Genomic DNA, 26975 nt, shown 5'->3' with positions numbered 1-26975 from the left:
GCGCTAACTGTCGGGCCGCACTACCGTGAGCGTCGCCTGCTCGTCGGTGGTGTCGCCGCCCTGGCTCAGGACCGGGGAAGCCTCGTCGTGGGCTCGGTTGTCCCGGCGGAACGTGAGCCGCAGCCGGTACAGCTTGGGTGGCGCCGGGGCGCCAGCGGGGATGACGAAGCATGACGTGCCGTCGCGGTTGCGGACGACCGTGGCCGGTGTGGCCTCGTACGTCTCGTTCGGCGGGAACTCCCGGTCGTGCTCCGGCTCGCCGAAGGGACTCACCATCCGCAGGCGGGGGTGGTCTGGCAGCCGTACCTCGCCCGGGTCGGGCGGCGCGGCCACGGCGCCGGAGCGGAGCTCGATCAGCGTGCCGCTCGGTTGGGGGCGGTCTGGGCCGAAACGGTAGTGGGGCACCCAGTCGGGCTCGGCCAGCGTGACGGCGTACGCCGTGGCTGAGGTGGTCGCATCGCAGAGCAGGCCGGACCGCCCCGCCGGTGTCTCCGGCTCGTCGACGTCCGCCACGAGCCGGCCGTCGACGTGGCCCCGTAGCCTTCGGCCGTCGCAGGTGAGGGTGAGGATCAGCTCGCGGTCCGGCCGTACGGTCGTGACGTGGGCCAGGTCGGTCTCCTCGCCAGCGCGGCGCCGGACCAATCGCACATCGGCCGGCCCGACGAGCAAAGCGATGTAGTTTTCCGGGTCCCGGAACCGCGCCACGACACCCACCGTCCCGGGGCCACTCGGGCGCACCCGCGCTGTTACCCGATGGTCTCCGGCCATCGGCGCGGTGAGCAGCGCGAAGTCGGTCCCGCTGCCCCCGGCGGTGTGGTCGAGCACGCCAGCGCTGAGCTGCCAGCGTGAGCTGAGGTCCCAGCGGCCCGGGATCGCCTGCGTGAACGTCTCGTTAAGGGTCCAGGCCGTGAACAGGCTGCCGGAATCGAGCACGCGCAGACCGGCGAACCGGGCGTCGCGGTTTCCCCAGCAGTACAGCGCCACGCTGCCGTGCCGCAGGTCCGGGTCGGTGACCGCGCACACCGCGATGTCGTCCAGGTACACCCGGAGCTGATCGCTGACGGCGACGATCACGAGCTGGTACGCGCGGCCGACGACGTACCCGTCCGTGCTCTCCCACAGCAGCGAGGCGGTGCCGTTGACGAACTTGACCAAGCGCCGGTACGACCGTTCGCTGTCCATCGAGAAGCGATAGCAGTTACCGGCGTCCAGGTAGCGGAAGCTCACCCCGATGGCGTCGTCGTCGAAGGACTGCAGCCGGACGCTGAGTACGACGTCGGCCCAATCACGGCCCGCGACCATCAGTTCGGTGCCACGCTTGGCGAGCGTGTCACGGTCGATGGGCTGGTCGAAGATCTCGGACGTCTGCCGCACGGCACCGTCGGCCGCCTGCCAGGCCGAGGGCGCCGTCTGGTCGCCCGAGTCGACCACCGTGAAGCCAGCCAGCGACCCCGCGCCGAACCGGTCGGCGAACAGCGCGCGCGCTGACCGGGGCGGCGGGGTCACCAGAACCGACTCGAAGCGTGCGCCCGGGTTCTGCGCCGCGTACAGGCCGATCCGGCCTTCGGGATGGGAATCGTCGGTCAGCTCCACAAGCCGTTCGCCGTCCACGTACACGGCGATCCGGTCGCCGATGGCGTCGGCCACGAACCGCATCGACCGGCCCAGCGGCGCGGCCACACTGTCCTGCCACAGAACGGTGGTGACGCCGCCGACCCGCTTGATCAGGCGGCGGTACGACTGGGCGCCGTCCACCGAGAAGCGGTAGTAGTTCCGCTCGTCGCGGTAGCGGAACAGCACGCCGATCGCCCCAGGCGCGTCCGCGCGCAGGCCGACCGCGCAGCGGTAATCCGTCCAGCCGTCGTCGCCCGCGATCGCATGGGTGCCGAGCAGCAGCGGCGGGCTGCCGCCGAGGATCGCCGAGGTCTGCCGGAGCACGCCGTCGGAGGCTCGCCACCGCGACGGCCCGCCGAGGTCGCCGCCGTCCACGATGGCCCAGCCGCCGCTGGCCCGGTCGGCCGCCGTCGCGAGCACCCAGTCGAAGCGCGCGGTCGGGTTCGCCCAGCAGTAGAGGCCGACCTGCCCCTCGGCGAAGGTCGCGTCGGCGACGCTGAACACCTGGACGCCGTCGACGTATCCGCTCAACACCGGCCCGGCCAGGCGCAGCGTGATGCGGTAGGCGCGACCGGGCTCGTAGCCCACGCCGTCCTGCCACAGCGCTGTGGCTGTGCCGTCGACGATCCGAACGAGCGCGCGTCCGGGCACGTCCCGCCGCATCGAGAAGCGGTAGTAGTCGTCCTCGCCTCGATAGCGGAAGACCACACCGATCGCGCCGTCGCTGTCGCTGCGCAGCAGCACCCCGAGGTCGCCGTCGCCGACGCTCTCGCCCGTGACGAGCGCGATCGTTCCCCGGTGCACACCGTCCGCGTCGTCGTGCAGGTTCGCGTGCTGCTCCAGCGCGCCGCCCGCCATCACTTCCCAGTCGGAGGGGTCGTCCACCGCGTCGGGCGCGTCGACGACGCGTACCTCGCCGAGCGCCCCGAAGCCCTTCCGCCACGCGATCGGGCTCGCCGCCAGCGTCTCGACGCGCAGCGCGCTGAACTCCGCGGTCGGACAGCGCCACGCGTACAACCCGATGCCGCCGACGGCGATCTCGTCATCGCGTACGGCGAAGAGCAGGCTCCCGTCGAGGTAGCCGAGCAGCAGGTCGCCGAAAGCGTCCACGCGCACCGACAGGACCTGCCCGGCTGGCACCGCCTGCCGCTCCTCCCACAGCACCGACACCCCGGCGGCGCCCCGCTTGACCAGGCGCCGGTAGCCGAGATCGGCGTCGAACGAGAGGCGGTACCAGCGATCGGGCGCCGCGCGCCGGAACACCACGCCCATCGCGCCCGGCCTGTCCAGGACCAGCGAGCACGTCGCCCGGACGTTGCCGAAGCCGCCGCCCAGCATCGCGAGGGTGCCCGGCTTCGCCGCGTCGCCCGCGGTGACCGTGCCGCCGAAGATCGGGCTGGTCTGGGTGATCCGCTCGCCGACGGCCGTCCAGCGCGAGGGCCCGAGCTGATCGCCCTCGTCGACGATCGAGTACTTGTCGAGCGCGTTCGGGCCGCCGGACTCGGCGAAGACCACCCCGGTGTCGTCGCGGTCGAACTCGTCGGCCAGCAGCGCCTCCGCGGCGGGCTGGGGCCGGAGCGGGCCCGGCCAGTGCCACGCTTCGACGGCATACCCCGTGGGGTCGACGGTGTCGCGGCAGAGGATGTCCACGTGTTCACCGGCGGGTGTCAGCCCGCCAGGCTCGCATCCGACGAGCTTGAGCGTGCCGGGCGGCGCGGGCGTCGGGCTCCAGCGGGTGGTGGTGGCAAGGGCGAGCGCGAGCCGGTCCCAGCGCAGCGGCTCCGGCTGGCGTATCCACAATGCCCTGTCCACGACGCGTACCTCGAGCGCGACCGGCGGCGGGCCGTCTCCACCGAGGCCAGTCGCCAGCCGTTCGTACTCCCTGGCCTCCTCCTCGGTGGGCGGCGTCGCGGGATCCACCCCGGCGGGCATGCCCATGGGCGCGGAAACCAGCGCGGCCCGGTCGGCGAAGCTGTGCACTTGGTCGGCGAAGTTCGCGTACCGCGAGGTGGTGAACGGGAACCGGTACGGTACAGGCGCGTCCGGGCGCAGGTCGGTCACCCGCACGCTGTGGAACCGGGTGCCCTGATTGGCCCAGCAGTACAGGCCGATCGCGCCGCGGTCGATGGTGGCGTCGGCGGCCTCGAAGACCGTGCGGCCGTCCTGGCGGATCCGCAGCGCCGGGCCGACGGCCTCCACCGACAGCGCGTAGTCGCGGCCGGTCTCGTACACGAAATCGTCCTCGGCCAGGATCGTGTGCACGCCCGAGACGACGCGCACCAGCCGCCGGTAGCGGCGCTCACGGTCCATGCTGAAGCGGTAGTGGGTGCCCGCGTCGAGGTAGCGGAACACCACGCCGACGGCATCGTCGTCGAAGCTCTGCACATGCGCCTCGAAGCGGTAGTCGGACCAGGTCGCGTCGCCGCGCAGCAACACCGTGCCGGGCTTGACCGGGTCGGTGCCGTCGAGGGTGCCGCCCCAGACGTTGCTCACCTGGTTCACGTACCGGCCCGTGGTCTGCTGCTCGACGCGCCAGCGGGAGGGCGCCTGTTCCGTGCCGGTGTCGACGACGCGCCACTGGCCCAGGGTTCCGGCCGGGCCGGTGGCCTCGGTGCCCTCGGGCAGCCCGGCGAACTCGTCGCGCACGAGCAGCGGGATCAGCCGGACTTCGTACACGCTGTCGGGGTCGAGCAGGCGGCTGGCGGTCGTGTCCCGCAGCGTGGAGTCGCCCGGTTTGGTGTCCGGGTCCAGGGTCACGCAGGGGCTGTCGGCGACGGCCTGCGCCCACACCGTCTCGGCCGCGGTCAGCACCGCGTGGGTGGTGCGCCGCCAGGAGTGCGCTGCGGACAGCAGCCGGCCGGCGAAGTGCTCGACCCGCTGGTCGTTGTGATCGAAGAGGTAGATGCCGAGGTCGCGGCCCTCGGCCCGGTACATGAGGTCGACGTAGTTCTCGTTGAAGAAGACCCCGATGTCGTAGCCGCGGTAGACGGGCCGGACGGGCACGTTGGGGCTCTGTCCCTCGCCCGGAACGGCCTCGGGCAGCGTCTGCCGCACGTACGGGACCAGGGTGTCGAGGCCGCTGGCGAAGGTGGCTGGCTGCGGGTCGCCGTCGGGCACCGACAGTGCGCTCAGGCCCGGCGGCCCTTCGGTGCGGAAGTACGCGTACTCGGTCTGCTCCAAGGTGATCGGCGGTTCGCCGGACAGATCTCCCTCGGGCACGGCGTCGATGGTGGTGACGCTCTTGAGCCGGTACCGCGTGTGCGGCGTGAGGATGTCGCCGGCCTCGGACCAACGGGCCATCTGCTGGTGGAGGTGGTTGAGGATCACCTGGAGATCGGCCTGTTCCTGCTGGCCGGGGCCGACGACGTAGCAGACGGCGACGACGCGGATCGCGGTGCGCGCCATGAGCGCGGCCTCGACCAGGCGCTCGCCCTCCAGCGTGATGCGGGGTGCGTCGGGCGTGCCGCCGGAGACCGGGCCCACGATCGCGCCGTTCTCCTGCCGGGCTTGCGCGCTGAGGCCGGACTCGGCGAACGCGGTGAGCGTGATCTTCTTGGCGGGCCCGGGCAGCGTGACGCGGATCTGGGTGACGTGGTCGCCGAGGGCCGACGGCAGGATCTCCAGCGCCTTGCCGCGGCCGTCGATGACGTCGTCGAGCTCCACGAGGTGTTGCGGGGACGGGTCGATCCAGCCCATGACGAGGTGCGGCGGCATCGGCCGTACCCAGGGAGTGGTGAAGGAGGCGGCGAGCGGGATCTTCTCGAAGTCCACGCAGAACTCGCGGTCCGGGGGCAGCGACGGGCAGGGGTAGTCCGGCTGGTCGCCGGTGAACCAGTCCGCGTACTGGCCGCCGCCGTGCGCGATGAAGTCGAACGGCGTCTTCGACCACAGCCACAGCTTTGTGTGGCCGGCTTCCGGCGCCCACGACCCGTAGAGCTTGGGCAGGCCCGGCGGGTTCTGCGTGGGGTGGCTGGGACCGACCTTGCGGGCCACCGGCCGCCAGGCCGCGCCGTCGAAGGCGTCCAGCGCGAGCTCCCGCAGCCCGTAGCGCACCCGCAGCGGCCCCTCGCCCTGCTCCGGGTCGCCGACGCGCTCGTACTCGGCCGGCAGCGGCAGCGGATTGATCGCCACGAGCGCGTCGTCGTTGACCGGCCGGCCGAAGGCGAGCCGTGGCCGGCAGTCGAGCGGCACCACCGGCGCGTCGTTCGGCGGCGGCGCGGCCGCGACCTGGGCCGGTGGCACGTCGGGGTCGGTGCGGAACCCGTCGGGCCCGTAGTCCGGCCGCAGCAGCCGCCCGCGTTCCAGCGGCCAGGCGGTGGTGACCTTGAGGTGTTCGACGGTGACGGCCTGCAGTGGAAGCGGCAGCGGCGGCAGGACGGGGTCGGGTCCCCATTCCAGACCGACGGTCTTGTCGATGTCCGGCAGCGGCCACGGCAGGCCGATATGGACCTTCAGCTGGCCGAGGATGTGGTACGGCGTGAAGACTTCCGCTTCGAGGTGCGTGTCGACCTCGAGGTCGATGCCGAAGCGCCAGATCGAGACCCCGATCGCGCCATGCGTCCACAGTGTGCCGCTGAACTGCGTGGGCTTGGCGCTGATGGCCGCGGCGGCCTCGATCCAGGCCTCCACTTTCAGGGTGAACGGCGGGAACTTCCACTGCTCGTCGATGCCCGCCCAGATGCCCGTACGGAAGGAATGGTCGTCGGCCATGAAGTAGGACTCGCCGGTGAACAGCTTGAACAGCTGCGCCCGAATCCGCTTGGTGCGCGGCTCGTCGACACCGAGGTAGACGTGCCAGGCCGTGGCGTCGCCGCGGTCGAAGTACGCCTCGGCCGAGCCGGACAGGTCGATGAGCTTGCCGTCGGAGTCGTATGTGTAGCGTGCGTCGAGGGCGAGCGTGACGGTGTCGGCGCGCAGATCGATGACCCCGAGGGCCCGGAAGACCGGCTCGCTGTCGGAGAGCTTGGCCCGCTCGGTGAACAGGTTCGCCCGGCCCTCGACCATGATGATCGGCCCGGGGAAGATGATCGCGAACAGCGCCCGGGTGCAGAAGGCGTAGCCGTTGTCGGCCAGCGTGCCGATGCTCGCGCCCGCGCCCAGCGCCACGCTGCCCGCCGCGGGGCGCCACTTCGTCGCCAGATCGGTGACGCCCTCGACGGGCCGCTTGTACCAGCCGTCGTACCACTGCTCGTCGGGCTGCCGGTCGGGCTCCATGTCCTTGCCGAAGAGCGCGGCGAAGCCGTAGAGGCCGAGCCCGGTCGCCCAGAGCGGGATTCCCTCGGGCAGGTCGGTGCTCAGATAGAGGGCCAGGTACGTGCCGTCGGGGTGGCGGCCGAAGCGCAGCGATCCCGAGATCTCCAGGTCGAGCGCGATCAGCTGAACCTGCAGGGCGCCCTCGAAGCCTCGTCCCTCCTTGTAGGCGACCTTGCCCGCGAAGTGCAGCACCTTGGGGATGGTGAGCTCGACGCCCACGCCGTCGAAGCTCACGCTGGTGTGGCCGTCCGGGTACCAGGTCAGCCGCAGCCCGTCCACGGACGCGCCGGCGGTGATCTCGTCGACCAGCTTGATGCCGCCGGAGAGGCCCAGCCAGCGGCCGCCGTCGGCGCTGTTGCCGAAGCCCACCTTGGTGACCTCCATCCGGAAGCCGTGGAAGCTGAAGCTGGGGTGCTCCGGCAGGTTCAGCCAGCCGCCGTCCATCGCGACGTTGCCGTGTGAGTCGATGACGAGCTCGGTCACCTGCAGGGTGGGCCATTCGACGTCGCCCATCAGCGGTGTGATCACTCCGCCCAGCTTGGTGCGGAAGTCGCCGTCGGCCACTTCGAAGCGCAGCGAGTGCACGTCGATCCGCAGGACGCCGGGGCGTTCCAGGGTGAGCAGGCCGCTGGTCTCGTCGTAGGCGTCGCCGGGCTCGGGGGCACCGGCCAGCTCGACCGAGAGGCCGCCGCCGAGGTCGAGCCCGACGTTCACGTTGACGCGCTTGTCGAAGAACGGCAGCAGCATCTGCCCCTCGATCCTCGACTCGACGAGCGCGTTCTGCTTCACCTCGATCGAGGCCCGCTTGACCGCGAACGGGACGCCGAACAGGTCGCCCGCCCCGCCCCCTTGATAGGTGCGGCTCACCGGGTCGAAGGCGGGGTCGGCGTACTGGGCGGTCAGCGTGCCGCTCACCCCGCCGGAGCCGATCGCGCACGCCTTCAAGACCAGGTCTTCCGGGGCGAGTTCGGGCAGGCCCGGCGGGAGCGTGACCTTGGCCGCGCCGATGAACACGCCGAGGAAGCTCTCGTCGAAGCCGGCCTCGACGATCTCGGGCAGCGTGCCGGTGCGGGACAGATCGAGCTTGACGTTCTCGGCGTCGATGACGATGCCGGAGTCGCCGATCATGCTGGGCTTCAGCGTCAGCGCGTCGAATCCGGTCACGTGCAGGTCGAAGCTCTCGTCGAGCACGAACGACCCGTGCACCTCGATCTGGGCGTACCCGGCGGCGGCCGTCCCGTTGTCGTCGACCGGCTTGAGGATCTCGCGGGGGAAGCGCAGCGCCGCGCGCACGTCGGTCAGCGACGCGACGATCCCCTTCGGCCCGGCCTGGACGCCCAGGCGCACCCGGGTGAACCCGGACGAGTCGCCGCCGAGCACGATCTGGAAGCCGTCCAGGCCCGGCAGTTCGAGGGCCACCTCGTCGAGCACGACCAGGTCGATCAGCATGCTGAGGGTGTCGCCGTCCAGGCTGGGCCAGAACGCGGTGTAGTAGAGGTTGTCGAGCAGCGGGTCGAGCAGGCCGCCCGCGCCGGTGACGAAGTCGGTCGGGAACGGCGCCTCGGCGAGCAGGACGCGGATCGGGGTGGCGTAGCGGACCGGGGCTGGCGTGGTCATGGCTACCGCCCGTCCGGGTCGACGACGTTGTCGAAGGTGCCGCGTTTGCCGAACAGGCCGCCCTTGCCGCCGTCGGACTCCTCGTCGTACCGCTTGATGCGCCCGCCGAAGAGGTTGTCCCAGAGCGAGAGGGCGAACACCGGGTCGTCGAGCTGGCTGAGGTCGGGGCCGCTGAGGCACAGGTGCTCGGCCCAGCACCGCACCCGCAGACCCAGTGCGGCCGACCGTGCGCCGCGGTCCAGCGCGCCGTCGATGATGTGCAGGTCCACTTCGGTGTCGAACGTGGTGCTGCGGCGGTTCACGTTCGCGGTGCCGATCTTCGCGTAGACGTCGTCGACGATCCAGAGCTTGCTGTGTACGAAGATCTCCTTGCGGTACTTCTTGCCGCCCGACCCGCCCAGGGGCTGGAGATTGGTGCCCTGCGTCACCACCGCGAAGTCGGTCTCGTTCGGATCGGGGTCGGGCGGTTCCGGGCCGACCGGCGTGAAGTCGTCGCGGGCCAGGTAGAAGATGCGGACCTTGTCGCCGCCCTTGTGACGCAGCGCCCGGATGAACTGGTAGCGGTAGCGCCGGTTGAACGGCGCGTCGGCGTGGTTGGGCAGCACGATCATCAGGAACTCGATGCGGTCGAGCGCGGCCAGCAGGTCGGTCAGGATGCCCAGGGGGTCGCCCGAGCCATCGAGCTTGTCGTTCGCGTACGGCGTGACGTACTGGTCCTCGAAGTAGATGAACCGTTTGGCCTTCTGGATCGCCCGGCGCAGCGCGTTCAGCGTGCCCAGTTCACCGGCCGGCCTGAACGGGTACCTGAAGCGCGGCGCGTACGTGTGGGTGACCTGCACGAACTGGCTGCCGACGGCGGGTGTCTGCGTGGGCGGGTTGGCCAGGACCGGGTAGGCGGAGCCGGGCTTGGTCACCTTGGGGTGGTTGTTCCAGCGCTCGGTGAACGTACGGTCGAGATCGCGCGCCGCCGGGCCCTCCACCTTGCTGTGCGTGTCGTGGTAGCCCTCGAGGGCCAGGTGCCGGTCGTCGTCGAGGCGGTTCTCGCCGTAGTCGATGCCGCCGCAGAACGCCACCATGCCCTTCTCGCCGTGGACCACCAGGAACTTCTGGTGGTGCGAGCCGCGGGCCGGATACTGATCGTCCATGATGGAGAACCCGACGCGTTTGCCGGTGGGGTCGTCGAGGCTGTGGTTGATGAACCAGCTCGCCTTGCCGTTGGTGAGGTGGCCGTGGAGGGTGCCCTGCCACAGCAGCGCCGTGCTCTGCACTCCCTTGGCCGCGGCCGCCGTGAGCAGCGCGCGCAGGGTCGTGCTCGCGTCGCCCGGTATGAGCGGCAGCTCGGAGTCCATGCGCCAGTTGGCCATCCGGATCGCGTGCGTGCCGTTGGTCGCCTGCCGGATCACCGGCACGATTTCACGGAAGGTGGGCAGTCCGTCGAGCAGCGGCGTGACCTTGTTCCCCTCGGTGTATCGGGGCAAGGCGCTGGGTGTGGCGACGAACCAGCTGTCGGCGTCGTCCCGGTCCCGCATGTAGATCGACTGCAGCTGCCAGTGCTCCGGCCGGACGAAGACGCGGCTCGGCCGCGCCCGTGCCGCGCGGCCGTTGGGCAGATCCGTGAAGACGCGGTTGGCCAGCGTGACTTGCATGGACGCACCGGCGGCGAAGCGCATCATGCCGCGGTCGCCGGCCGGGATGTTGATGCTGGTCTGGAAGCCGTTCACGGTCACGTCGACGACTCCGCTGAACGGCTCGTTGTATTCGTCGCGCAGCTCCACCAGGACGTGCTCGCTGAGCTTGGCCAGCAACGGATGACCCGCGTGCTGGGCCGCCAGCACCAGCTCCGGGTGCTGGCCGGCAGCCACCCGCTTGAGCAGCATCGTCGGGTCGAGCCGACGGGTGCTCGTCCGCGCCGGATCGATCAGCTGGACTGCCCGCTGGAAGCCCTCGTCGCTGATCAGGCCGTTGGGCAGGTAGACCACCTCGAAGCCGAACGTCGGCGTGGCCGCCGCCACCTTGCCGATCGGTTCGCCCGCCGCCGCGAACCCGTAGAAGAGGCCGGAGAGGAAGTCGTCCAGCACCTGCGCCAGCGGCGGCATCGGCACACCGCGCGCCGTCTGCTTCTGCAGCCACTTGGCGATGTCCGGCTGGAGCGCCTGCGCCACCGATTGCGCGTCGACATTGCGGTAGACGAACAGCACCACGTTCTCGCCGACGACCACGCTCAGGTCCCGCTGCACCTTGGCCATGCCGATCAGCGTCACGGTCACGGTGGTGGCGGTCGGTGTCTCGCGGTGGACCCGCACTTGACCGTCGACCACGGCCAGCAGCGGCAGGCTGTCGGCGGCCGACGCGGCGACGCCGATGCCCAGGTCGGTGTGGAACCCTAGCGCCGAGTTGCCGAACGGATACCGCTCGGTCAGCGCCGCCGGATCCGAAGGCCGGCTGACGGGCAGGTACACGGTCGTCGGCATAGGAGCCTCTCAGGCCAGCAACTCGTTGTGGGCGCGGTTGGTTCGCCCCTGCGCGTCCAGGACGCGCAGGCGATAGCGGTACGTCAGGCCGGGCTCGCGCCGGTCGTCGACGAAGCCGGTGTCCCCGCGCGGCAGCCAGGGGCTCAGCGCCTCCCAGCCGATCGCGTCGGCGTAGCGCTGCACCAGCGAGCGCAGCGCGGGGTCCGGGCCGCTCCAGGTCAGGGTCGCGGTGTTGGTGCTCGGGTCGATGGCGGCGGGCCCCCAGACCGGTGGGTCGGGTCGCGCGTCGTCGAAGGCACGCGACGCGATCGGGCGGGTCGCCGCCGACCGGTTGCCGCTCGCGTCGACGGCGACGACCCGGTAGGAGAAGGTGGTCAGCGGCTCCACGTCGGCGTCGGTCCAGTCGACCCGGGCGGGCCGGTCGGCGGGCGGCCGACTCTCGCCGAGAGTCGCCACGAGCTCGGGCTCGGCAGCGCCGGGCGCCTGCCGGTAGACCCGGTATTCGGCCAGGTCGTCTTCGAGGCTCGACCGCCAGCGCAGCCCGATCGCCCGGTCACCCCCTTGGGCGACCAGTTCGCGCGGGGGCGCGGGCGGCATGACATCGGGCAGGTAGACCGGCGGGCCTGCGATGGCCAGGGCGCTGCGGTTGTACGCGCCGTCGACGGCCGCCGAGCGGTACAGGTACCGGCTCGTGCTCACGCCGTCCAGGGCGTCGACATACGCGCGGCGGTCGACGCTCGGCACGTAGTCGTCGGGCGTGTCCGGACCGCGCCGGTCGCGGTGACGCGGATCGGCCGGGTCGAGCGGCTCCTGCGTGCGCTGGGTGAAGGCGGCGTGGTTGCCGGGCAGGCCGGCCAGGATGCGCAGCGCGTCGTCGGACAGGCCGCGGTAGATCTCCGCGGCCTCCGTCCGGTCGGCGGCCTCGTTGAGCGCGTCGAGTTCGGCCGCCACGGCGTCGCGCAGCGGCTGGCCCCAGCGCGGGTCCTCCGCCGCGTCGGGAAACAGGCCGGTGTCGTGGGTGTCGAGGGGCGGCCGCGGGCGCGACGCCCAGTCCACGTCGAAGACGGATTGGGCCACGGCCCGGTAGACGTGTTCGGTCAGGTTCGCCGTCGGGCGGAATCGGAAGGTGTAGTACGAGATGCCGTGGTAGTCCGCCCGCGAGGCGAAGACCTTCGGGGCCGGCGCGGGCACGGGCTCCGGCGGTGGAGGAGGTGTACGCAGCACGCGGAACAGCGTGGCCGGGGCCGCGATGACGCTCTCGTTGCCGTGCCGGTCGCCGAACGGCGTGCCGGACCACTTCGGATCGTCCACGGTGTGGTCGCGGTCGTCGGCGGCGGTGACCGCGAGGTGGCCGTAGCGCACCGGATCGGCGAGGCTGGGCACGGCCTCGAAGCCGGTACGGTCGGGGTCCGTGGCCCGCGGAAGGACGAGTTCGTACTCCAGCGCGTCGGCGGTGGCGCGGACGAACTCGTCGCGGCCGACGACGTACCGGCGAACCTGCCAGGCACGCGGCGCCGGGTATCCGGTCGGCAGGTCGGCGCCGAGGTCGAGGTAGATGCGGAACTCGCGGGTGCGCGGCGCCTGCGCCTGGTGCGCGAGCGGCCACCGCCACCGCACGCGGATGCCGACCAGCGTCTCGCGTTCGGCGTCGCTGAGGCCGGCCCGCCATGCGTCGTACACGTCGTCGCTGACCACCATGGGGTCGAGCGGGTCGAGCGGGGTGGCCGCCACGCCCGCCGGCGGGGGCGGTGGCGTCTTGTCGAGGATGCGGATCGCGAAGTCGTGCACGGCCCGGGTGCCGGGCGGCTGCTGGTAGTACCAGGGCACCGGCTGCGGTTCCGGCTCCCACTGGTACCACCGGGCCGGCTCGCTGGGCACGCTGTGCCGGCCGAAGAGGTCGATGCCGCTGACGCGGTGGTTGTACCAGCCCTCCTCGAGCCGCCGGTCCACGGTATGGATGCGGAACGGCGGCCACGGCGACGAGCGCGACGGCTCCGCTCCCGGCGACCCGCCGGGCATCGTCACCAGCACCGGCGCCTTCTCGGTGAGCGGAACGTACTGGGTTTCCGGCGCGGGCTGCCCCGGTTCGTCCGCCCCGAAACGCACCCGCCAAAGGTGGTACATGACGGGGCTGCCCGCCATCAGCGCCCCGTCGGCGCCCCGGCCCACATCCCAGGTCAGCCCGGCGACCGTACGCACGTCGGCCGCGCCCGACGCGTCCGGCAGCGAGTACGCACGCGGATCGGCCGGCGGCGCCAGCGGATCCGACTTCTTCCGGACCAGGCCGAAGCAGATCCACCCGTCGACCGCGGTGAAATCCGGCGTGCTGGCCAGCCATTCCAGCGCCCTGCCGGCGCTGCCGCCCAGCACGCCGGTGTGATCGGCCAGGATCAAGTAGTCGTACGCGACCAGGTCCTCGGCCGTCGTGTCCAGAAAGTACAGCCCGATCAGCTGGGCGAACGCCGGGTGGACGGTCGGCAGAAGCGCCATCGCCAGCGGCTGCTGCACCTGGTGTTCCGGCGCGCCGTCCGGTGGATCGACGACCGGCACCTGCTCCTGCCGCAGGTGCATGGGCTGGCTCGGACCGCCGGCGACGAGAGCCTCGAGCGTCCGGTGCACCGAAGGGAACTCGTCTTTCCACACCTCCGGTTCACCGTAGGAGACGCGCCCGAGCCCGAGCGCCAGGGCGGCATTGGGGTCGGTGGGCTTCGACGGGCAGGGGTAGTCGGGGTGCGCCACGGGCAGGCACATCGGGTACGAGAACTTGGGCAGGTCCTTCCAGCCGCCCTGCACGGCACTGCCGACCGGATACACGCACAGCTGGAACAGCACCGCGGGCGCGGGCCCGATCTCGATCACGGCGATGCGGTCGGCGCGCAACTCGATCGTGCCGGTGTCGCCCGGCGGGCCCTCGAGCTCCGCCTCGGCGACCACGACGCCTTCCGGTGCCAGCGCCCGGCACCGCACCGTCGCCCGTTCCCGGCACCCGACGCTGACCTCCACCGCGTACGCTCGGGCGGCGGGCGCGAGACGCAGCCGCACGTACGACCCCTGGCTGAGGTCGGCCCCGGCGTGCCCCGCCGCGCTCTCGACTCGCAGCTCCGCATCGCTGCGCAGCGCACCGAGCGGCGTCGCCACGGCCTTGGCCGGCACCGTAAGCAGATCTTCGAAGTCCCGCTCGAACAGGCACACGGGCTCACCGCGCCGGTGCTCGCGCCGGAAAAGGTAGTAGCCATGCCAGGGGAAGCCGCGCTCAAACCGGAACGCCCAGCGCAAATGAACGCCGTCGCCGAGCTTGGCTGCAAGCGGCGTCTGAGGCTGGTCATCGACTATGCCCAGGCCAGCCATGGCGAGATCATCGGACTGCATCGACATGCGAGAACTCCCCGTCGAGGAGCGTTGCCCCTCCCAGACTGCACCGACGCCGAACCCCTCAACAAGTTCTGGAGCTCCCGAAGCCGCCGCCGTCTACGTCGGCCAGCGTTCCCGCACCGGACCCGCTGCCGACGCCACCCGCGGTGCCTTGAGCCTCTTCAGCACTCCCGCGCAAGAACCTGCGAAATATGGACCAAGGCTGTGCAGTTGCCTTCGAAGTATCGACGCCGCCTCACGGCGCAAGCCCGGCCGCGCTACGCGAACCGGGCTCTCCAGTGACGCTCTCCAGTGACACGTGTGGTGGTTTCAACGTCCTCCCGAGCGTCCCACTGCCACCCCTTGACCGCCATCCCCCACAAGGGTGAGCACGACCTCAAGATCCTCAAGATCAGGGGTTCTCGCACCGCCGGACGCCTCGCCTCCCGGACCGGGTTCCGCCCGGGCATGAACGAATCCGCCGACGTCGCCAAATTCCGGCCGCACCCGCCGCGACCTCGAACTTGGCCATGCGTCGCATGGCCAAGGAAGCCAACCGCCTCGGAGCGAAGCGCTGGAGCCTGATGGTTCGCCGACATTGGCACCGGCTGGAAGTCCGGATCACCCGCTACGGCGACACTGGGCCACGCCCCGAAAACGTGCTCGGTAATCTGTGCTCCCCTTCTCAACAATCGCGGTGGAGCTGGTACCCGCATAGGTCTGCGCCATGTCGACGAACCGGGAGTAGTGGACCCGGAAGGCGAGGGTGATGGTGGCCGTGGGGCCATTGCGGTTCTTGGCGACGATCAGGTCGGCCTCACCTGCACGGGGCGACTCCGTCTCGTAGGCGCCTTCCCGGTGGAGGAGGATCACGAGGTCGGCATTGTCCTCCAGGGCGTCGGAGTCTCTCAGGTCGCTGATCTGAGGCTTCTTGTCGTTCGCTGCTCGGGACCGCGGTTCAGCTTGGACACGGCGACGATCGGCATGTGCAGCCCCTCAGCCAGTGGAGCCGCTGACCACAGCCGCCGCCGAACGGGCGGGCAGCGTGCGAGACCAGACAGCGGGCACCGTGACAGTCCGTGCCGCACCTTGCCGCGGCCCAGTCCGGCAGCGAGTTGGGCGCATGACTCAGAACCCGCCTTCAGCAGGTCCTCCCGTAACTCCCACGCCGTACTTGTCGAAGGCAAGCGAATCGGAGAGGCGCTTGCACACACCGTCAAGCTGCAGCAGCAGGGAAGGGAGCTGCGGTACGTACTTGCCGATAAGGCAGGCCGATGCCGGGGGGTTCGGGGGCGGTTCGCGCGTGTGCTGTGGCGGGAACCAGAGTGAGCAGGCAGGCGAGGGGAACAGCCGCGATGACACGGTGTGGCATGACGCGCTCCTTGCAGGCTGGGCGTGCTGGCCAGGCGTGCGGCGACACGTCTATCTGGGCCGTGGCGCAATGGCTCCGTCGTCGCTCCCCTCGGCCCGGCGAACTCGGACCTCACCTCGACCTGCCCGTCGGCCGAGACGGTCGTGAGGCCAGTATTCGACCAGTGCCAGCGGTCGCTCCTTCGCGGACAGCAGAACCGCGTACTCCATCCCGGCAGCATGTCTGCGTGCCGCGACCGCGCGCGACATCAGGTCCGGATGGGTCATTCCCTGCTGGGAACCACCAGCCGCCCCCGAGCAGTGGCGCTCGGCGGGAGACCCCGCCGTACCGCCCTGGCCTTGGTGATGAGGCTCGTTGAATTTCCCCACCCGGTGCTCAGGGGTTCTCCAGACCGGCTCACGTTTCTCCCCGCCCGCAGCACGCTAACCCGCGGACGGGTGTCACCCGGGGAGTGCCGCCCGATCGCCAGCCCAGCCAGAGCCGGAATGGCCGATGCTACGGCTGCTCGGTTGCCGCCGGCAGGTTGTGCCATGCATGTCCGCAGGCGCCTTTGCAGTACGTCTCGCGGCGGCGACTGTCAGCAACGGCGAACACCGAAACGAGGACGCGGAACGCGTTGACGTGTTCGGCGGAGGGCAGGTTCGCGAACCCGTAGCGGGGCGGGTCCATGCAGATCATCACCGAGGGGTTAGCGGTGGGCTTCACACCGGACCGCGCCACCCCCACACGGCCGTCCGCAGCTGTTATGTGCGTCTGCATCGCGTAGCCAGCGACTTCCCGCAGAACCATCTGCTGGCGTGGCGGGGCGAGGCGGGAGAACCAGCTCACACCAGCGTCCAACGGGCGCAGCCCCTGGGCGATCTCGTTGACGACCAGCTCGGTCTCGCGCCGGAAGGTGCGGCCATCTTCGCTGCTCGGTTCGGTCATCGCCTGATGATTTCATGACGCCGGTTCCGAGCGAAGGCCGATACGCGCACCCGAGGCAGCGCAGGCTTCGTTCACGAGGTCGGCCGCCACACGACTCCCGAGGAAGCGGACACAGCACGGGCGGCCCCGGCCATCGTTGTCGGCAGCAACCGGCTGGGGAACGAAGAGCAACACTGGCCGATTTCACAGATCCTCATCACCGGAGCTTCGCTGTGCCGCCACTCTGCCACTGAGGTGTGGCAAACAGGGGCGTGAGAGGCCAGCAGCCTGGGGTTACCGACGAGATGGGCCGGCCCAGGCGACGAAACACATGTCCTGTGTCACCGAGTCGTCCCTGACGTGGTCGCTCTGACCTGCGACGAGGAATCTTGAGTGGCGAAGTGACCGTGACCCACGGGTGCCATCGTTCGGAGACGAGGAGAGCTTTCGCCAGTGGATCTTGCTGGATCGCGAGGACGCATGGGGTGCGACCGAGATACGCGCCAGAGGGGCAAGGAGATGATCGTGAAGCCCTGAGCGCCGAGCCCGTCCCGTATGTCAGAGGGACACCCGTGCTGTTCTGCCAGGGGCAGAGCACCGCCCGGACCGGGCTCGACGATCACTACAGTCCCGTCTCATGACGACGATGACGACGCGTACGGTCGAGTACCCGGCCGACGGTTTGACGATGATCGGGCACCTCGCGCTCCCGGCCGGTGTCGGCCGCCGGCCCGCGGTGCTGCTCGGACCAGAGGGCATGGGGCTCAGCGACGTCGAGCGCCGCCGGGCCGACGCTCTCGCTGAGCTGGGGTATGTGGCGCTGGCCTTCGACCTTCACGGCGGGCGCTACTTGGGTGAACCCGAGGAGATGCTGGCCCGTTGCCTGCCACTGCTCGCTGATCCCGACCGGATGCGGCACATCGGCCACGCGGCGCTCGACGTGTTGCGCGCCGAGCCCCGGACCGACCCCGGCCGGATCGCCGCCATCGGCTACGGCACCGGAGGCGCCATCGGCCTGGAACTCGGGCGCGACGGCGTCGACCTGCGCGCGATCGGGACAGTCAACGCGACGACCACGGGCCGACCGGGCGAGGCGGCGCGCATCCGCTGCCCGGTGTGGGCCGGGGTCGGATCGGAAGACCCGATCATGCCGCCCGCGCAACGCGACGCGTTCACCGCCGAGATGCGGGCCGCGGGCGTCGACTGGCGCCTCACGGTCTACGGCGGCGCCTTGCACGCCTTCCACCACCCGCCGGTCGACCACCCCACTGTCCCCGGCGTCGGCTACCACCCGCAGCACGCCCAGCGAGCCTGGCGCGACATCGTCGACCTGCTCACCGAGTGCCTGCCCGTGACGAAAGACCTGGTGTGATGACCCAGGCGAACATGCTGACGTCAGGACTGGTGAGCTTCGCGCACTGACAGTCTCCTCCCCTCAAGCCCTCACAGGGGACCCGCATTCGGACAGCAGCGCTGCCACGGAGGCGTATGCACAACTGCCGCAGTGCCTAACGGAGTTACTACGCCTAACGGAGTTACTACGAAGGAGCCCTGGCCGTGATAGTCGCGGCCTCCGGCGGACCGTTCCGTCTTCCAGGGCGGGATGTACGCGTTTACTGCGGCGTCACTGCGCTGACCCACGAGTGATGCGTACGTTCGCTGTCCTGTCCCGTCGGAGGCTGACTGGTCTCAGCGATTCCTCATGCGGTCCGTCAAGCCGCGAGGGCTGTCGGTGGCGTGAGCTCGTAGCACCCTCTGTCACGGAGGAGGGCCCAGAGAACGTTGACGCGGCGGCGCGCGAGGGCGAGGACGGCTTGGGTGTGGCGCGCTTACCTTCAGTGCCAGGTCGCCAGAGGTGGCGAGGCGGTCTGGGGTGCCGAAGACGGTCATGTCGCCGCCGGTGGCGGCGGGAACTCGGCGCCCCTGGTGCGAGAACCATACGAAGGGCCCGCCCGGTCCCGCAGAACAACGCGGGGAATGACGACCGGCCTGTTCTGCTCAGCGGAGCTTGATCACTGCTGTGGTCCGGCCGTGTGGGGGCTGGTGGGCGCTGGGCAGCGCCCACCAGCCCCCACGGGAGGGTTGAGAGGCGTTTGGGCCCCCAGTGTGGGCCTTGTTCAAGGCCTTCTACGCGGGGCCGTAGTCCAGGGTGTACAGGGCATCGTCCAGGTTGAAGGTCAGGGTTCCCCTGTCGCCTTCGATCGTGTCGCTGCCGAGGTGATCGTCAGTGTCCGGGGAGTCCTCGTCATACAGGGAGATCGTGTCGCCGGACTGGGCGAGCCGGTTGACCGGACGAGTCGTCGGGGCGTTGTGATCACAGGTGATGGTGTCTGCTGAACTCCAGACCGTCTGGCCGTTGACCTGGAGGTAGAGCTCGTCCCCGGTGTCCTGGTCTTCGGTTTCGTAGCAGGTGAGCGTGTGCATGTTGACGGTCGCGAGCAGGGTGGCAGGGCTGGCCGCGGCGTTTGCGGAGCCGGTGAGCGTGGTGATGAGCGCGATGGCGCCGCCGAGAGCCCAGGCGGTCCTGCCAATGGAATGGATCTTCTTCATGACCGGCTAACGACCGGTCCAGGTATTGGTGACTGGGCGCCGGAGTCACGAATCAAGCTTCCCTGCGTTGTTCTGCGGGACCGGGTGAGCCCTTCGTGTGGTCAGCCCGCCCGGGGGCGTCGAGTAAGGCAGTGGAGTAAGGAACAAGATTCGGTACCGTCCGGCTCGCGTTCATCGAGAACGGGGTCCTGCTGCGCCCGGCTGGTTCCTATTCGGGCCGCCTGAGGAGGCGGTGGCCTGCCGGTGTGCGCCTACTCTCCGGATGCCTGCCGATCTCCTGGCCCAAGGGTGGACCGGAGCCCGTTGCTGACGTGCCGTACGTAGTCCTCCCAGCAGGGCGAGCCGCCGCCGTGGCCCACGTCCGCGGCGCACTGCGGGATCCGACGGGTGGGCCGCCCGCCAACGCCGCCTGCCCTGCCGTCAGGACCGCTCCCCCGCTGGCCCGACGTCGCGTCCGCGCCACGACCGATCCTCTCCACGGCACACCGCGTTCGTGTGACGTACCCCCATCGCCACCGGGCAACCCGAATGCCGAGGCGTACGCCCCTCCGCCTGTGGCACCGCGGCCACCCCCACCCACGAGGTCCAGCTTGACCCACTGTGCGCTGTCGGCCGACACATCAACGATCCATCCGCCCAGCTGTGTGTGGACATCCACCTGGGCAGGCTCCGGCTCCTCTGGTGCGGCGGAAGCGCTGGGCACGAGTGACGCGAGAGGGCCATGGCGTACACCGCCGTACCGGCCGAGCGCCGCCGCACGCGCCCGCTGCCCTTCGTGGCGAGGACGGAGCACACCGAGAGTGGTGAGAACACGCCCATCGCGCTTCTCCACACCGCGGCAACACCGCCACAACACGGGGGAGCTGTCCGAGCTGGTGAAGCCGTTGCGCGCGGCGATACGAACCAGGCGGCCGCCCCCTCCGGTCGTGGGCGGCCCACAACTGCCACGGCAGCCCGCTTGAGCGCCGGATCCCGGGACCAAGCTCGTCACCGCACACGGGTCGACCCGTCTGACCGTGCACAGCGCCATCGGCCTCGCCCTCGGCCTGGGCAACCACTTCGGGGTCAAGGTCGTCCGCTGACAGCCCACCCGCGCGGTGCCGGGCCCGGCCACACGCCCGGGCCCGGCGACAGCGCTCTCCGCGCCGCCGACCCGCCGGAGGCGGGGGTGAACCAACGGCCCGTACGGCAGCGCAACAGTCACCGTCGACGACAACACGTACCAGGCCGACACGCGGGCCCGGGCCATCGCCACGACCCACTCCCCCGCCCCCGTCGCACGCCGACACCGCCACCCACTATGGGTCGGTCTGGCTAGCGGCGTGGTCGTGTCGTTTCTGCACGGATATACACCCGGTCCGCACCGGTTGCGGCTGGTCAGGGACGGTGACGTAGCGGTGACGCAAGCCGGACAGCATGCCCGGCATGACCGAAAACTCCCACATGCCGCTCTCCGACGCCGTGCCCCCGCCTGCTGGCGGCGACCGCGCAAGGCCCCCCTTCTACATCACCCCCGTCGAGGAGAAGGAACTGCGGGTCAAGGCGGAGCTGCTGGTGCCTTCGCTGACGGTGGAACAGCCCTCGTCCTTCGATGAGTACGTGCGCCAGCTGCTCGTGCCGCCGACCGTGATGGACCTGGTGCGCAAGGCCGCCCATGTGCGCCTGGCGGCCTGGGAGGTGCAGGCCATCCGCGCCCTTCTTGAGCCTGCCGCCCGGCCGCCCGGGAAGCCGGACAAGGAGCCTGCCCCGGGAGGCGCGGGTCTGCTGCGGGAGATCCTCATCAAGAAGGCCGCCGTCGACTCCACACACCCGCCCTACATCCGGGTGGCCTGCACCGGCCGCGGCACCTACGACGATCTCGCCATCGACCGCGGCGATGCCCCCGCCGATTTCTGGAGTGCGGACTTCGGATCTCCCGCGGTGCTGGAGATCTGGCCGGCCCAGCACTACTCGCCCATCCACTCCCACGGCGACACCACCGGGATCATCCTGTGCCTGACCGGCCGCCTCGATGTCATGTCCTATGACCGGCTGGCATGGGAGGCGGACAAACACGGTCTGGCCACCCTCACCCCGGGCATGTGCGCCTGGCTGTCCAAAGAGCACTACGCCGTCCACAAGGTCCACTGCCCCCTCGACGGCGGCCCGCAGCCCGCCACGCTGCTGAACGACACCGGTGACTTCGCCGCCAGCTTCCACGTCTACCTGAACGAAAACGAAACCTCCGCCGAGGTACACGTCCCGGCCGTCCTCTCCCGCGACGTCTTCACATACATCGACGAGCACGACCACACCGCGAAGAGCTTCACCACCTACTCCGACCTGTCCTGGAGCGTGCTGCGCCACGCGATGGCCCGCATCGCCACCCGGCAGTAGCCGCCCCGCCGCACCGGGACGCCTGGCCCAGCCCCAGCCCACGTAGCGATACGAGCGACTCCTGGCCGCAATCAGCCGAGAGCCGACGTCTCACTGCCCACCATGCACGAGCTCGTTCGGCAGGGACGGGGGTCGCGAGCGTCGCTCATCTTCTCTGCCCCGATGCGGCTGTTGAGGTCGAGCGGGTGGCGCTCACCAACCCTCCACACCGGGCCACCACCCCGACGGAGCCGACAACGGGATGCGGACGGGGGTGTGACGACAGGTCCGGGACCCCTGGGCGGTCACCTCGTGCAGATTAGGATCGAGCTGACGGGGGTGGCGCGGTAGGCACGCCACACCGACTCGTCGTGGTGGTCGTCGGCGGGCGGCGAGGTCACGGGGCGCCAGGCCAGCGAGGAGAACCCGGCGGTGTCGGCCGCTTCTTCCAGATCGGCGCGCCGCCACTCGTAGAACTCGAACAGGGTCGGCGGGTCGGTGAGGAACGCCGCTTTGAGGAGCGGGGCGTCACCGCCCAGGACCCGCTCACGCACGGTGACGTCGAAGGCGTCCCAGTTGGCGTCGGGGAACGGGGAGGGATTCGGGACGATGGCCACCAGACGCCCACCGGAGCCCAGATTGGCGCGGATGCGGCCGAACATGGCCTGCAGCGCAGCGCGGCTCGGCGCGTAGTTGAACAGGTAGACCGCGGTGACCAGGTCGAAGGCACCGAACGCGGGCATGCTGGCTGCGTCTGCCACCTCGTACTCGATATCCATCGGATGCAGCTGTTCGTGGTGGCGGGCGAGGCGGATCATCTCGGGTGAGATATCGACGCCCATCACCGGGCGAGCCCCACGTTCAGCCAGCAGCCGCGTGTTGAAGCCGTACCCGCAGGCCACATCCAGTACCGGCCGTTGGGCGACGTCCCCGATCTCGCGCAGCAGGCTGTGCGTGTCGGCCGCTGAGAACGCCGCCGTGGACTTCGACTCCTCGAACCGGACTCCGATCCGGTCATACTGCTGCGCCATGGCGACCAGGCTGGTGCAGCACAGCGGCCGCCGCGCAGGTACTCGCCGTGGGTTCACCCACTTGAGGGGCGCCTGTGGGCCCGTCTGCCAAGGCCTTGGTGCGCGTCCCGCCGACGGATGACGCGACGCCCTGCGGCACGAACACACTCGGTGCGACGGTCCCTGTGTCGTCACCCCAGGGCTCGCACAGGCTCGTGCACGCCGGTGCTTCACCAACTCCGGGCGGTGTCCGCCTCGAGGCTCACCCCGCGCGCCGCGCCCTCGTCAGCGTGCGGTTCGGCGCGCTATCCGTACAGTTCGGTGGCGGACGCGGTGGCGCGGGGCCGGGCTGCGGGGGTCGTGTAGGCGAAGTTCAGCACGGTGCGGCGCAGGTCTGGACGGGTGAGCGGAGTGACGCGGTGTGCGGTGGTGTCGCTGCGCAGGAGGTAGCCGTCACCCGCCGTGTGGTGGGCGGTGCGGGCACGGTCGTCGTCCAGTGCGCGCAGCGACGCGGCCCCGGAGGCGTAGTGCAGCAGGCCGCCGGCGGCCGGGTCGTCCGGGGCCTCCAGGAAGAGCACGAGCGCGTAGGGGTAGTCGTCCGTGTGCGCGCCGTGGGTGTCACCCTCGCAGTGCAGGACGTTCAGCACATGCCGTTCCAGAAGGTCGGGAACGGCCACCGTCTCGGCGCTGGTGATCCGGCTCACCAGCGACGTCGTCTCTGCGTCGGCGTACAGGCGGGGAATCAGCTCGGACTCGCGGGCGATGACGTGTCCGCCGAGTGTCGTCATGTGGCGCGGTGAGCCGTCCATGCACGCCATGGTGAAGTCGCGGCGCCGCGCGCTGGCCTCCAGCCGTCGCGCTTCCTGCCGCAGCACGGCCAGGCCGCCTTCCGCGAGCAGACCTGGCAGCGGCAGATAGCCCTCCGCGCGGAACCTCTCGCGGGCGCTGTCGCCCGGGGCGAGTGCGGCGCTGTCGAGCAAGGACTGCACGCACGGACTCCCTCACGTCCAGGGAAACATGACGCACCCACCGTCCCCCGAAGCGCGCCTCCGTACGCTTCTGCCGGGTGGGATCGCCCGAAAAGCCCCCGCCGGTCTCCCGGACGGCGCACAGTGCGGCCGTTGTGGCCTCACGCGATCGGCGGTCGTGCGCTCCGCCGTGCGGATGGTGATCACCGGGTACGCCCACGACATCACACACCAAGATCACTGGCAGCGGGTAGAGCGGGCAGCAGCCCCCGTTCCCCGCCCTCTCGTTGAAATCGGTGCGACCGTCCCATGCCCTCCCCCGCCCCCAGCCCCAGAGCGAGCCCTCAAAGAGGGCGCCACACCCTGCTCCCGCCCGCCACCCGAACACCCCGCACGGCGGGCGGCCGGGATCCGCTGCCTCGCGCTCTCAGCGAGCTGACGAGGAGACGAGCCACCCTCGCCCTGCTGGGCACGGCCGCCGCGGCCACGCTTCCCGCCTGGCTTCCCCGCCTGGCTTCCCCGCCTGGTCACCACGGCGCGGCAGCATGTGTTCACGGCCGTCAACGGTCGTAGTGGGATCGCCGTTCCCGGTCCCCTCGTCGACGCCGCGCACCTGCGCGCGGTGTACGGACACCCGCACGCGGCCGGACGAGGTCAGGGCTCCCGCCTGGCCGACCTGATCTGGTACTGGGTCTCACCCGGCGCCCATGTCCATCAGGAGCAGGTCGAAACGGGCCCGCTGTACGAGGAGATCTCCCGCTGCACCTGGAGCATTCTCACGGCCCCCGGACGCGACGTCGACGCCCTCGCGCGCCACTGTGCCCGCCGGGTCCTGGACAGGGTGGGACCGGCACCCCGTGGTTCCGTACGGCTGAGGGACCTGGTGATGCCCATCGCCGCCGAGTTCTTCCACGAGCTGACCTTCCACACACCCTGCCCGCCCGGTGTCCTCCCCCTCGTCACCGGCCACACCGACGATTTCCTCAACGCCCTCAAGTGCACCGCGCTGCGCCATATGGGCAAGCGTGCGGCGCTCACGGCCTATCTGCACGAGCAGATCCAGCAAGGAGCCGCCTGCTGCGACCTGCCCCCGTCCCTCACCGGCCAGGGCCGAGCGCTGTACCTGCAGAGCAACATCTTCGGCACGGGGGTGGGGCAGCTGTCCGAGGCCCTGAGCCATCTCCTGCTCGCCCTCGCCCGTCATCCGCAGATCCAGCACCGCCTGGCCGCCGATCCCACGGACACGGCTCTCTACGACCGCGCCATCAACGAGACCTTGCGCATGTACTCCTTGTTCGGCATCGCGCAACGGATCACCACCGGACCGATCGACGTCGCGGACGGCACGCTGCCCACCGGATCCGTGCTGTGCTTCCACTACGAGGCCTATCACCGTTCCGGCTTCACCGACCCTGACCGCTTCGACCCGGACCGCTGGCTCACCCTCGCGCCCAAGGACGCCACCTTCATCCCTTTCGGCGTACCAGGGAACCGGCCGTGCCCGGCCCGTCACCTGGCGAGGGTGTTCCTGCGCACGGTCGCAGCCGAGATCCTGGAGCGCTACACGCTGTACTCCTCCGCCGGCCACACCCGTTCCCTGCCCAACCGGGCCCCGTGCCTCCTCAGGCCCCGCACTCCGTCCTCACGACGCCCCATCACCGCGCTGGCCCTCATGCGGATCCGTGACGACTGGCAGAACGTCACCCGCAGCCTCACCCAGCTCGTCCTGGGGAGCTTCATGGTGATCGACGCCCGCGCCCAGGCACTGTGCCGACGCCATCACGACAACGCTCGCCGTGATCCGGGCACGGGCCCCTGACAGACGCCCTCGGCCCACAGGCTGCCGCCCCCTGGGGCGAGGCCCGGCAGGGAACGTCCCGCACACGCGGGTGCGCCTAGTCGGCGCAAGGCGCACTGGTTCCAACGCTCGCGACCAGGCTCCAACTAGCGTGTCACGGTTCATACCGCCCGCGATGCCTTCACCTCCCGGATCGGGCTTTACGGCAGCGCCCCCGACGTCGTCCAGGCCACCAGGGCGAGCGGCGGCCGCACACGCGTGCTCGCGGGCTGGGAGCACGGACACCTGATCGACACCACAGCCGCTGGCACACGAGCGCCCAGGCAGCGGTGCGGGACCAGATGCCCCGCGCAGACACCGATGCTTGAAGGGCTCCGCACCGGCAAGAAGCCAGTGCGACCAAGACGGGCGGCCCGCGGGCCGCGGGGAAGGGAGCGGGAATGTTGTCTGTCAGCGAGGTCGACCTCCTGGCCGTACGTGCCCATGCCGGGCAGACCGACAAGGGTGGCGCGCCCTACATCGCGCACGTGCGGGCCGTGGCCGCGGGGCTCGCCCCGCTCGGGCAGGAACTGGTCATGGCGGGCTTGCTCCACGACATCGTGGAGGACACCGACTGGACCGCCCAGCGACTGCGGGAGGCCGGGGTCCCGGCCCGGGTGGTCGAGATCGTCGAGGCGGTGACGAACGTGCCCGGCATGCCGTACGAGGAGAAGATCGCACGCATCACCACCGACCCGCAGGCGGTGCTGGTGAAGATCGCTGACAACGCGCACAACTCCTGCCCGCACCGAGCCGCCCTGCTGCCGCCGAACAAACGGGACTCGCTCGCCATGAAGTACCGTGCGGCCCGAGCCCAACTGTGGCCGGTGGCGCACCCGCACGACATCGCGGTGATCGTCCGCATCATCAACCCGTCGCTGCTGGCGGAACTGAGCGAGCATGGCGTGAGGCGGGAGGACTGACCTGCGGCGGGCAGCGGTCTCGCGTAGCGCGGAAGGGCCAGGTGCACACCGGGCATCTCGCGTGGCCGGGACAGGCAGGGAGTCAAGGCCATCGGCCCCGGCCGGTCAGTGAAGTCCGGGCCCGGTGCGCGGCGGCGGGGGTGTGTTCGGGTCCTGGGGTGTGGGCCGGTCATTGTCCTGCGGGGCGGCTCGGGGGTGAGGTGTCCAGGGTGGGATGGCGTCGCGCCGCAGGCGGGCGGAGTCTAGGACCCGCGCGGCAGCGGCGCAGGCCGCCCGCGGGCCGATCCGCGGGTCGCGCGCTGCTCGGACAGCAGGGCCTAGGGACCGCAGCTTCGTGAGCACTGGGTCCTGCAGCGATGGCGGTTTCCGCATGAGATGAGCACTGCGCGAGGGAGCGGATCATGAGCAGAACGCCTGAGTGGGGAGCCATCGGGGTCGCTCTGCGTAGCGATGGTTCTGTACTCACCTCCGGTCGGGCGTGAGGGTGTCGGCAGCAGGATCGTGTGGCGGGCGGCTTGGGGCACGAGAGGGTCCTTCCACGGACTGAAGGGAGGGCGGTGGAAGGACAACAATCCGGCGATCCCCGGTTTCGCTAACCGGGGACCCGCTGCTATAGGTGGCAGCGCGTGTGCTGTGGACAGCTCGTGGGGCGCCGCGTTCCACTCGCTGTCCGGGTCTCGCGCCAGTCGGGTCGGAAGGCGCGGAGGGGTGGGAGAGCGGCCCGGACGGCACGGTCGACGACGGCGTC

Annotated in this window: 11 protein-coding genes and 1 pseudogene; 4 read left to right on the top strand and 8 right to left on the bottom strand. The window is 70.6% G+C overall.

The window, feature by feature from the left end:
- Positions 1–3 precede the first annotated feature (3 nt).
- The 5 genes and pseudogenes from AC07A4_RS18715 to AC07A4_RS18695 form a co-directional block, all read right to left on the bottom strand.
- Positions 4–8484: a hypothetical protein gene (locus AC07A4_RS18715; protein WP_478599690.1), complete on the bottom strand. Its 8481-nt coding sequence runs from the start codon at positions 8482–8484 to the stop codon at positions 4–6.
- Positions 8485–8486: 2 nt separating this feature from the next.
- Complete coding sequence (locus AC07A4_RS18710; RefSeq protein ID WP_478599688.1) at positions 8487–10955, bottom strand: hypothetical protein; 2469 nt, start codon at positions 10953–10955, stop codon at positions 8487–8489.
- A 9-nt stretch (positions 10956–10964) separates the two neighbouring features.
- A complete protein-coding gene (locus tag AC07A4_RS18705; protein ID WP_478599686.1) occupies positions 10965–14330 on the bottom strand; it encodes a hypothetical protein in 3366 nt (1121 codons plus the stop codon).
- 693 nt (positions 14331–15023) lie between these two features.
- A pseudogene (locus AC07A4_RS18700) lies at positions 15024–15283 on the bottom strand (DnaB-like helicase C-terminal domain-containing protein); the annotation flags it as partial.
- An 890-nt stretch (positions 15284–16173) separates the two neighbouring features.
- Complete coding sequence (locus tag AC07A4_RS18695; RefSeq protein ID WP_478599684.1) at positions 16174–16605, bottom strand: DUF5958 family protein; 432 nt, start codon at positions 16603–16605, stop codon at positions 16174–16176.
- A 616-nt stretch (positions 16606–17221) separates the two neighbouring features.
- On the opposite strand from AC07A4_RS18695, the gene AC07A4_RS18690 reads away from it, so the two are divergent.
- The gene (locus tag AC07A4_RS18690) at positions 17222–17956 is read left to right on the top strand and encodes a dienelactone hydrolase family protein (RefSeq protein ID WP_478599681.1); all 735 of its coding nucleotides are present in this window, start codon (positions 17222–17224) and stop codon (positions 17954–17956) included.
- Positions 17957–18711: 755 nt separating this feature from the next.
- Here the strand turns inward: AC07A4_RS18690 and AC07A4_RS18685 are convergent.
- Positions 18712–19134, bottom strand: a complete 423-nt coding sequence (locus AC07A4_RS18685) for a hypothetical protein (RefSeq protein WP_478599679.1) — start codon at positions 19132–19134, stop codon at positions 18712–18714.
- Positions 19135–20559: 1425 nt separating this feature from the next.
- Between AC07A4_RS18685 and AC07A4_RS18680 the strand changes: the two genes are divergently transcribed.
- On the top strand, positions 20560–21510 hold the full coding sequence (locus AC07A4_RS18680; protein ID WP_478599677.1) for a cupin domain-containing protein: 951 nt from the start codon (positions 20560–20562) through the stop codon (positions 21508–21510).
- A gap of 284 nt (positions 21511–21794) precedes the next feature.
- Here the strand turns inward: AC07A4_RS18680 and AC07A4_RS18675 are convergent, their stop codons facing one another.
- Positions 21795–22520: a class I SAM-dependent methyltransferase gene (locus AC07A4_RS18675; RefSeq protein WP_478599674.1), complete on the bottom strand. Its 726-nt coding sequence runs from the start codon at positions 22518–22520 to the stop codon at positions 21795–21797.
- Positions 22521–22804: 284 nt separating this feature from the next.
- On the bottom strand, positions 22805–23488 hold the full coding sequence (locus AC07A4_RS18670; RefSeq protein ID WP_478599672.1) for a HalD/BesD family halogenase: 684 nt from the start codon (positions 23486–23488) through the stop codon (positions 22805–22807).
- Positions 23489–24014: 526 nt separating this feature from the next.
- Here AC07A4_RS18670 and AC07A4_RS18665 point away from each other — a divergent pair.
- Positions 24015–25286, top strand: a complete 1272-nt coding sequence (locus tag AC07A4_RS18665) for a cytochrome P450 (protein ID WP_478599669.1) — start codon at positions 24015–24017, stop codon at positions 25284–25286.
- A 419-nt stretch (positions 25287–25705) separates the two neighbouring features.
- Positions 25706–26227 carry an HD domain-containing protein gene (locus AC07A4_RS18660; RefSeq protein ID WP_478599667.1) on the top strand — a complete coding sequence of 174 codons (522 nt, stop codon included), beginning with the start codon at positions 25706–25708 and terminating at the stop codon, positions 26225–26227.
- Positions 26228–26975 lie beyond the last annotated feature (748 nt).

It is taken from the genome of Streptomyces sp. NPDC043996, assembly GCF_056435225.1.
The sequence above is the reverse complement of the archived record's forward strand: the minus strand, read 5'-3'. Positions and strand labels throughout refer to the sequence as shown.

Excerpts from the sequence above, each read along its gene's own strand:
- AC07A4_RS18715 (WP_478599690.1), bottom strand. The coding sequence starts at position 8,484 with ATGACCACGCCAGCCCCGGTCCGCTACGCCACCCCGATCCGCGTCCTG.
- AC07A4_RS18710 (WP_478599688.1), bottom strand. The coding sequence starts at position 10,955 with ATGCCGACGACCGTGTACCTGCCCGTCAGCCGGCCTTCGGATCCGGCG.
- AC07A4_RS18705 (WP_478599686.1), bottom strand. The coding sequence starts at position 14,330 with ATGTCGATGCAGTCCGATGATCTCGCCATGGCTGGCCTGGGCATAGTC.
- AC07A4_RS18695 (WP_478599684.1), bottom strand. The coding sequence starts at position 16,605 with ATGACCGAACCGAGCAGCGAAGATGGCCGCACCTTCCGGCGCGAGACC.
- AC07A4_RS18690 (WP_478599681.1), top strand. The coding sequence starts at position 17,222 with ATGACGACGATGACGACGCGTACGGTCGAGTACCCGGCCGACGGTTTG.
- AC07A4_RS18685 (WP_478599679.1), bottom strand. The coding sequence starts at position 19,134 with ATGAAGAAGATCCATTCCATTGGCAGGACCGCCTGGGCTCTCGGCGGC.
- AC07A4_RS18680 (WP_478599677.1), top strand. The coding sequence starts at position 20,560 with ATGACCGAAAACTCCCACATGCCGCTCTCCGACGCCGTGCCCCCGCCT.
- AC07A4_RS18675 (WP_478599674.1), bottom strand. The coding sequence starts at position 22,520 with ATGGCGCAGCAGTATGACCGGATCGGAGTCCGGTTCGAGGAGTCGAAG.
- AC07A4_RS18660 (WP_478599667.1), top strand. The coding sequence starts at position 25,706 with ATGTTGTCTGTCAGCGAGGTCGACCTCCTGGCCGTACGTGCCCATGCC.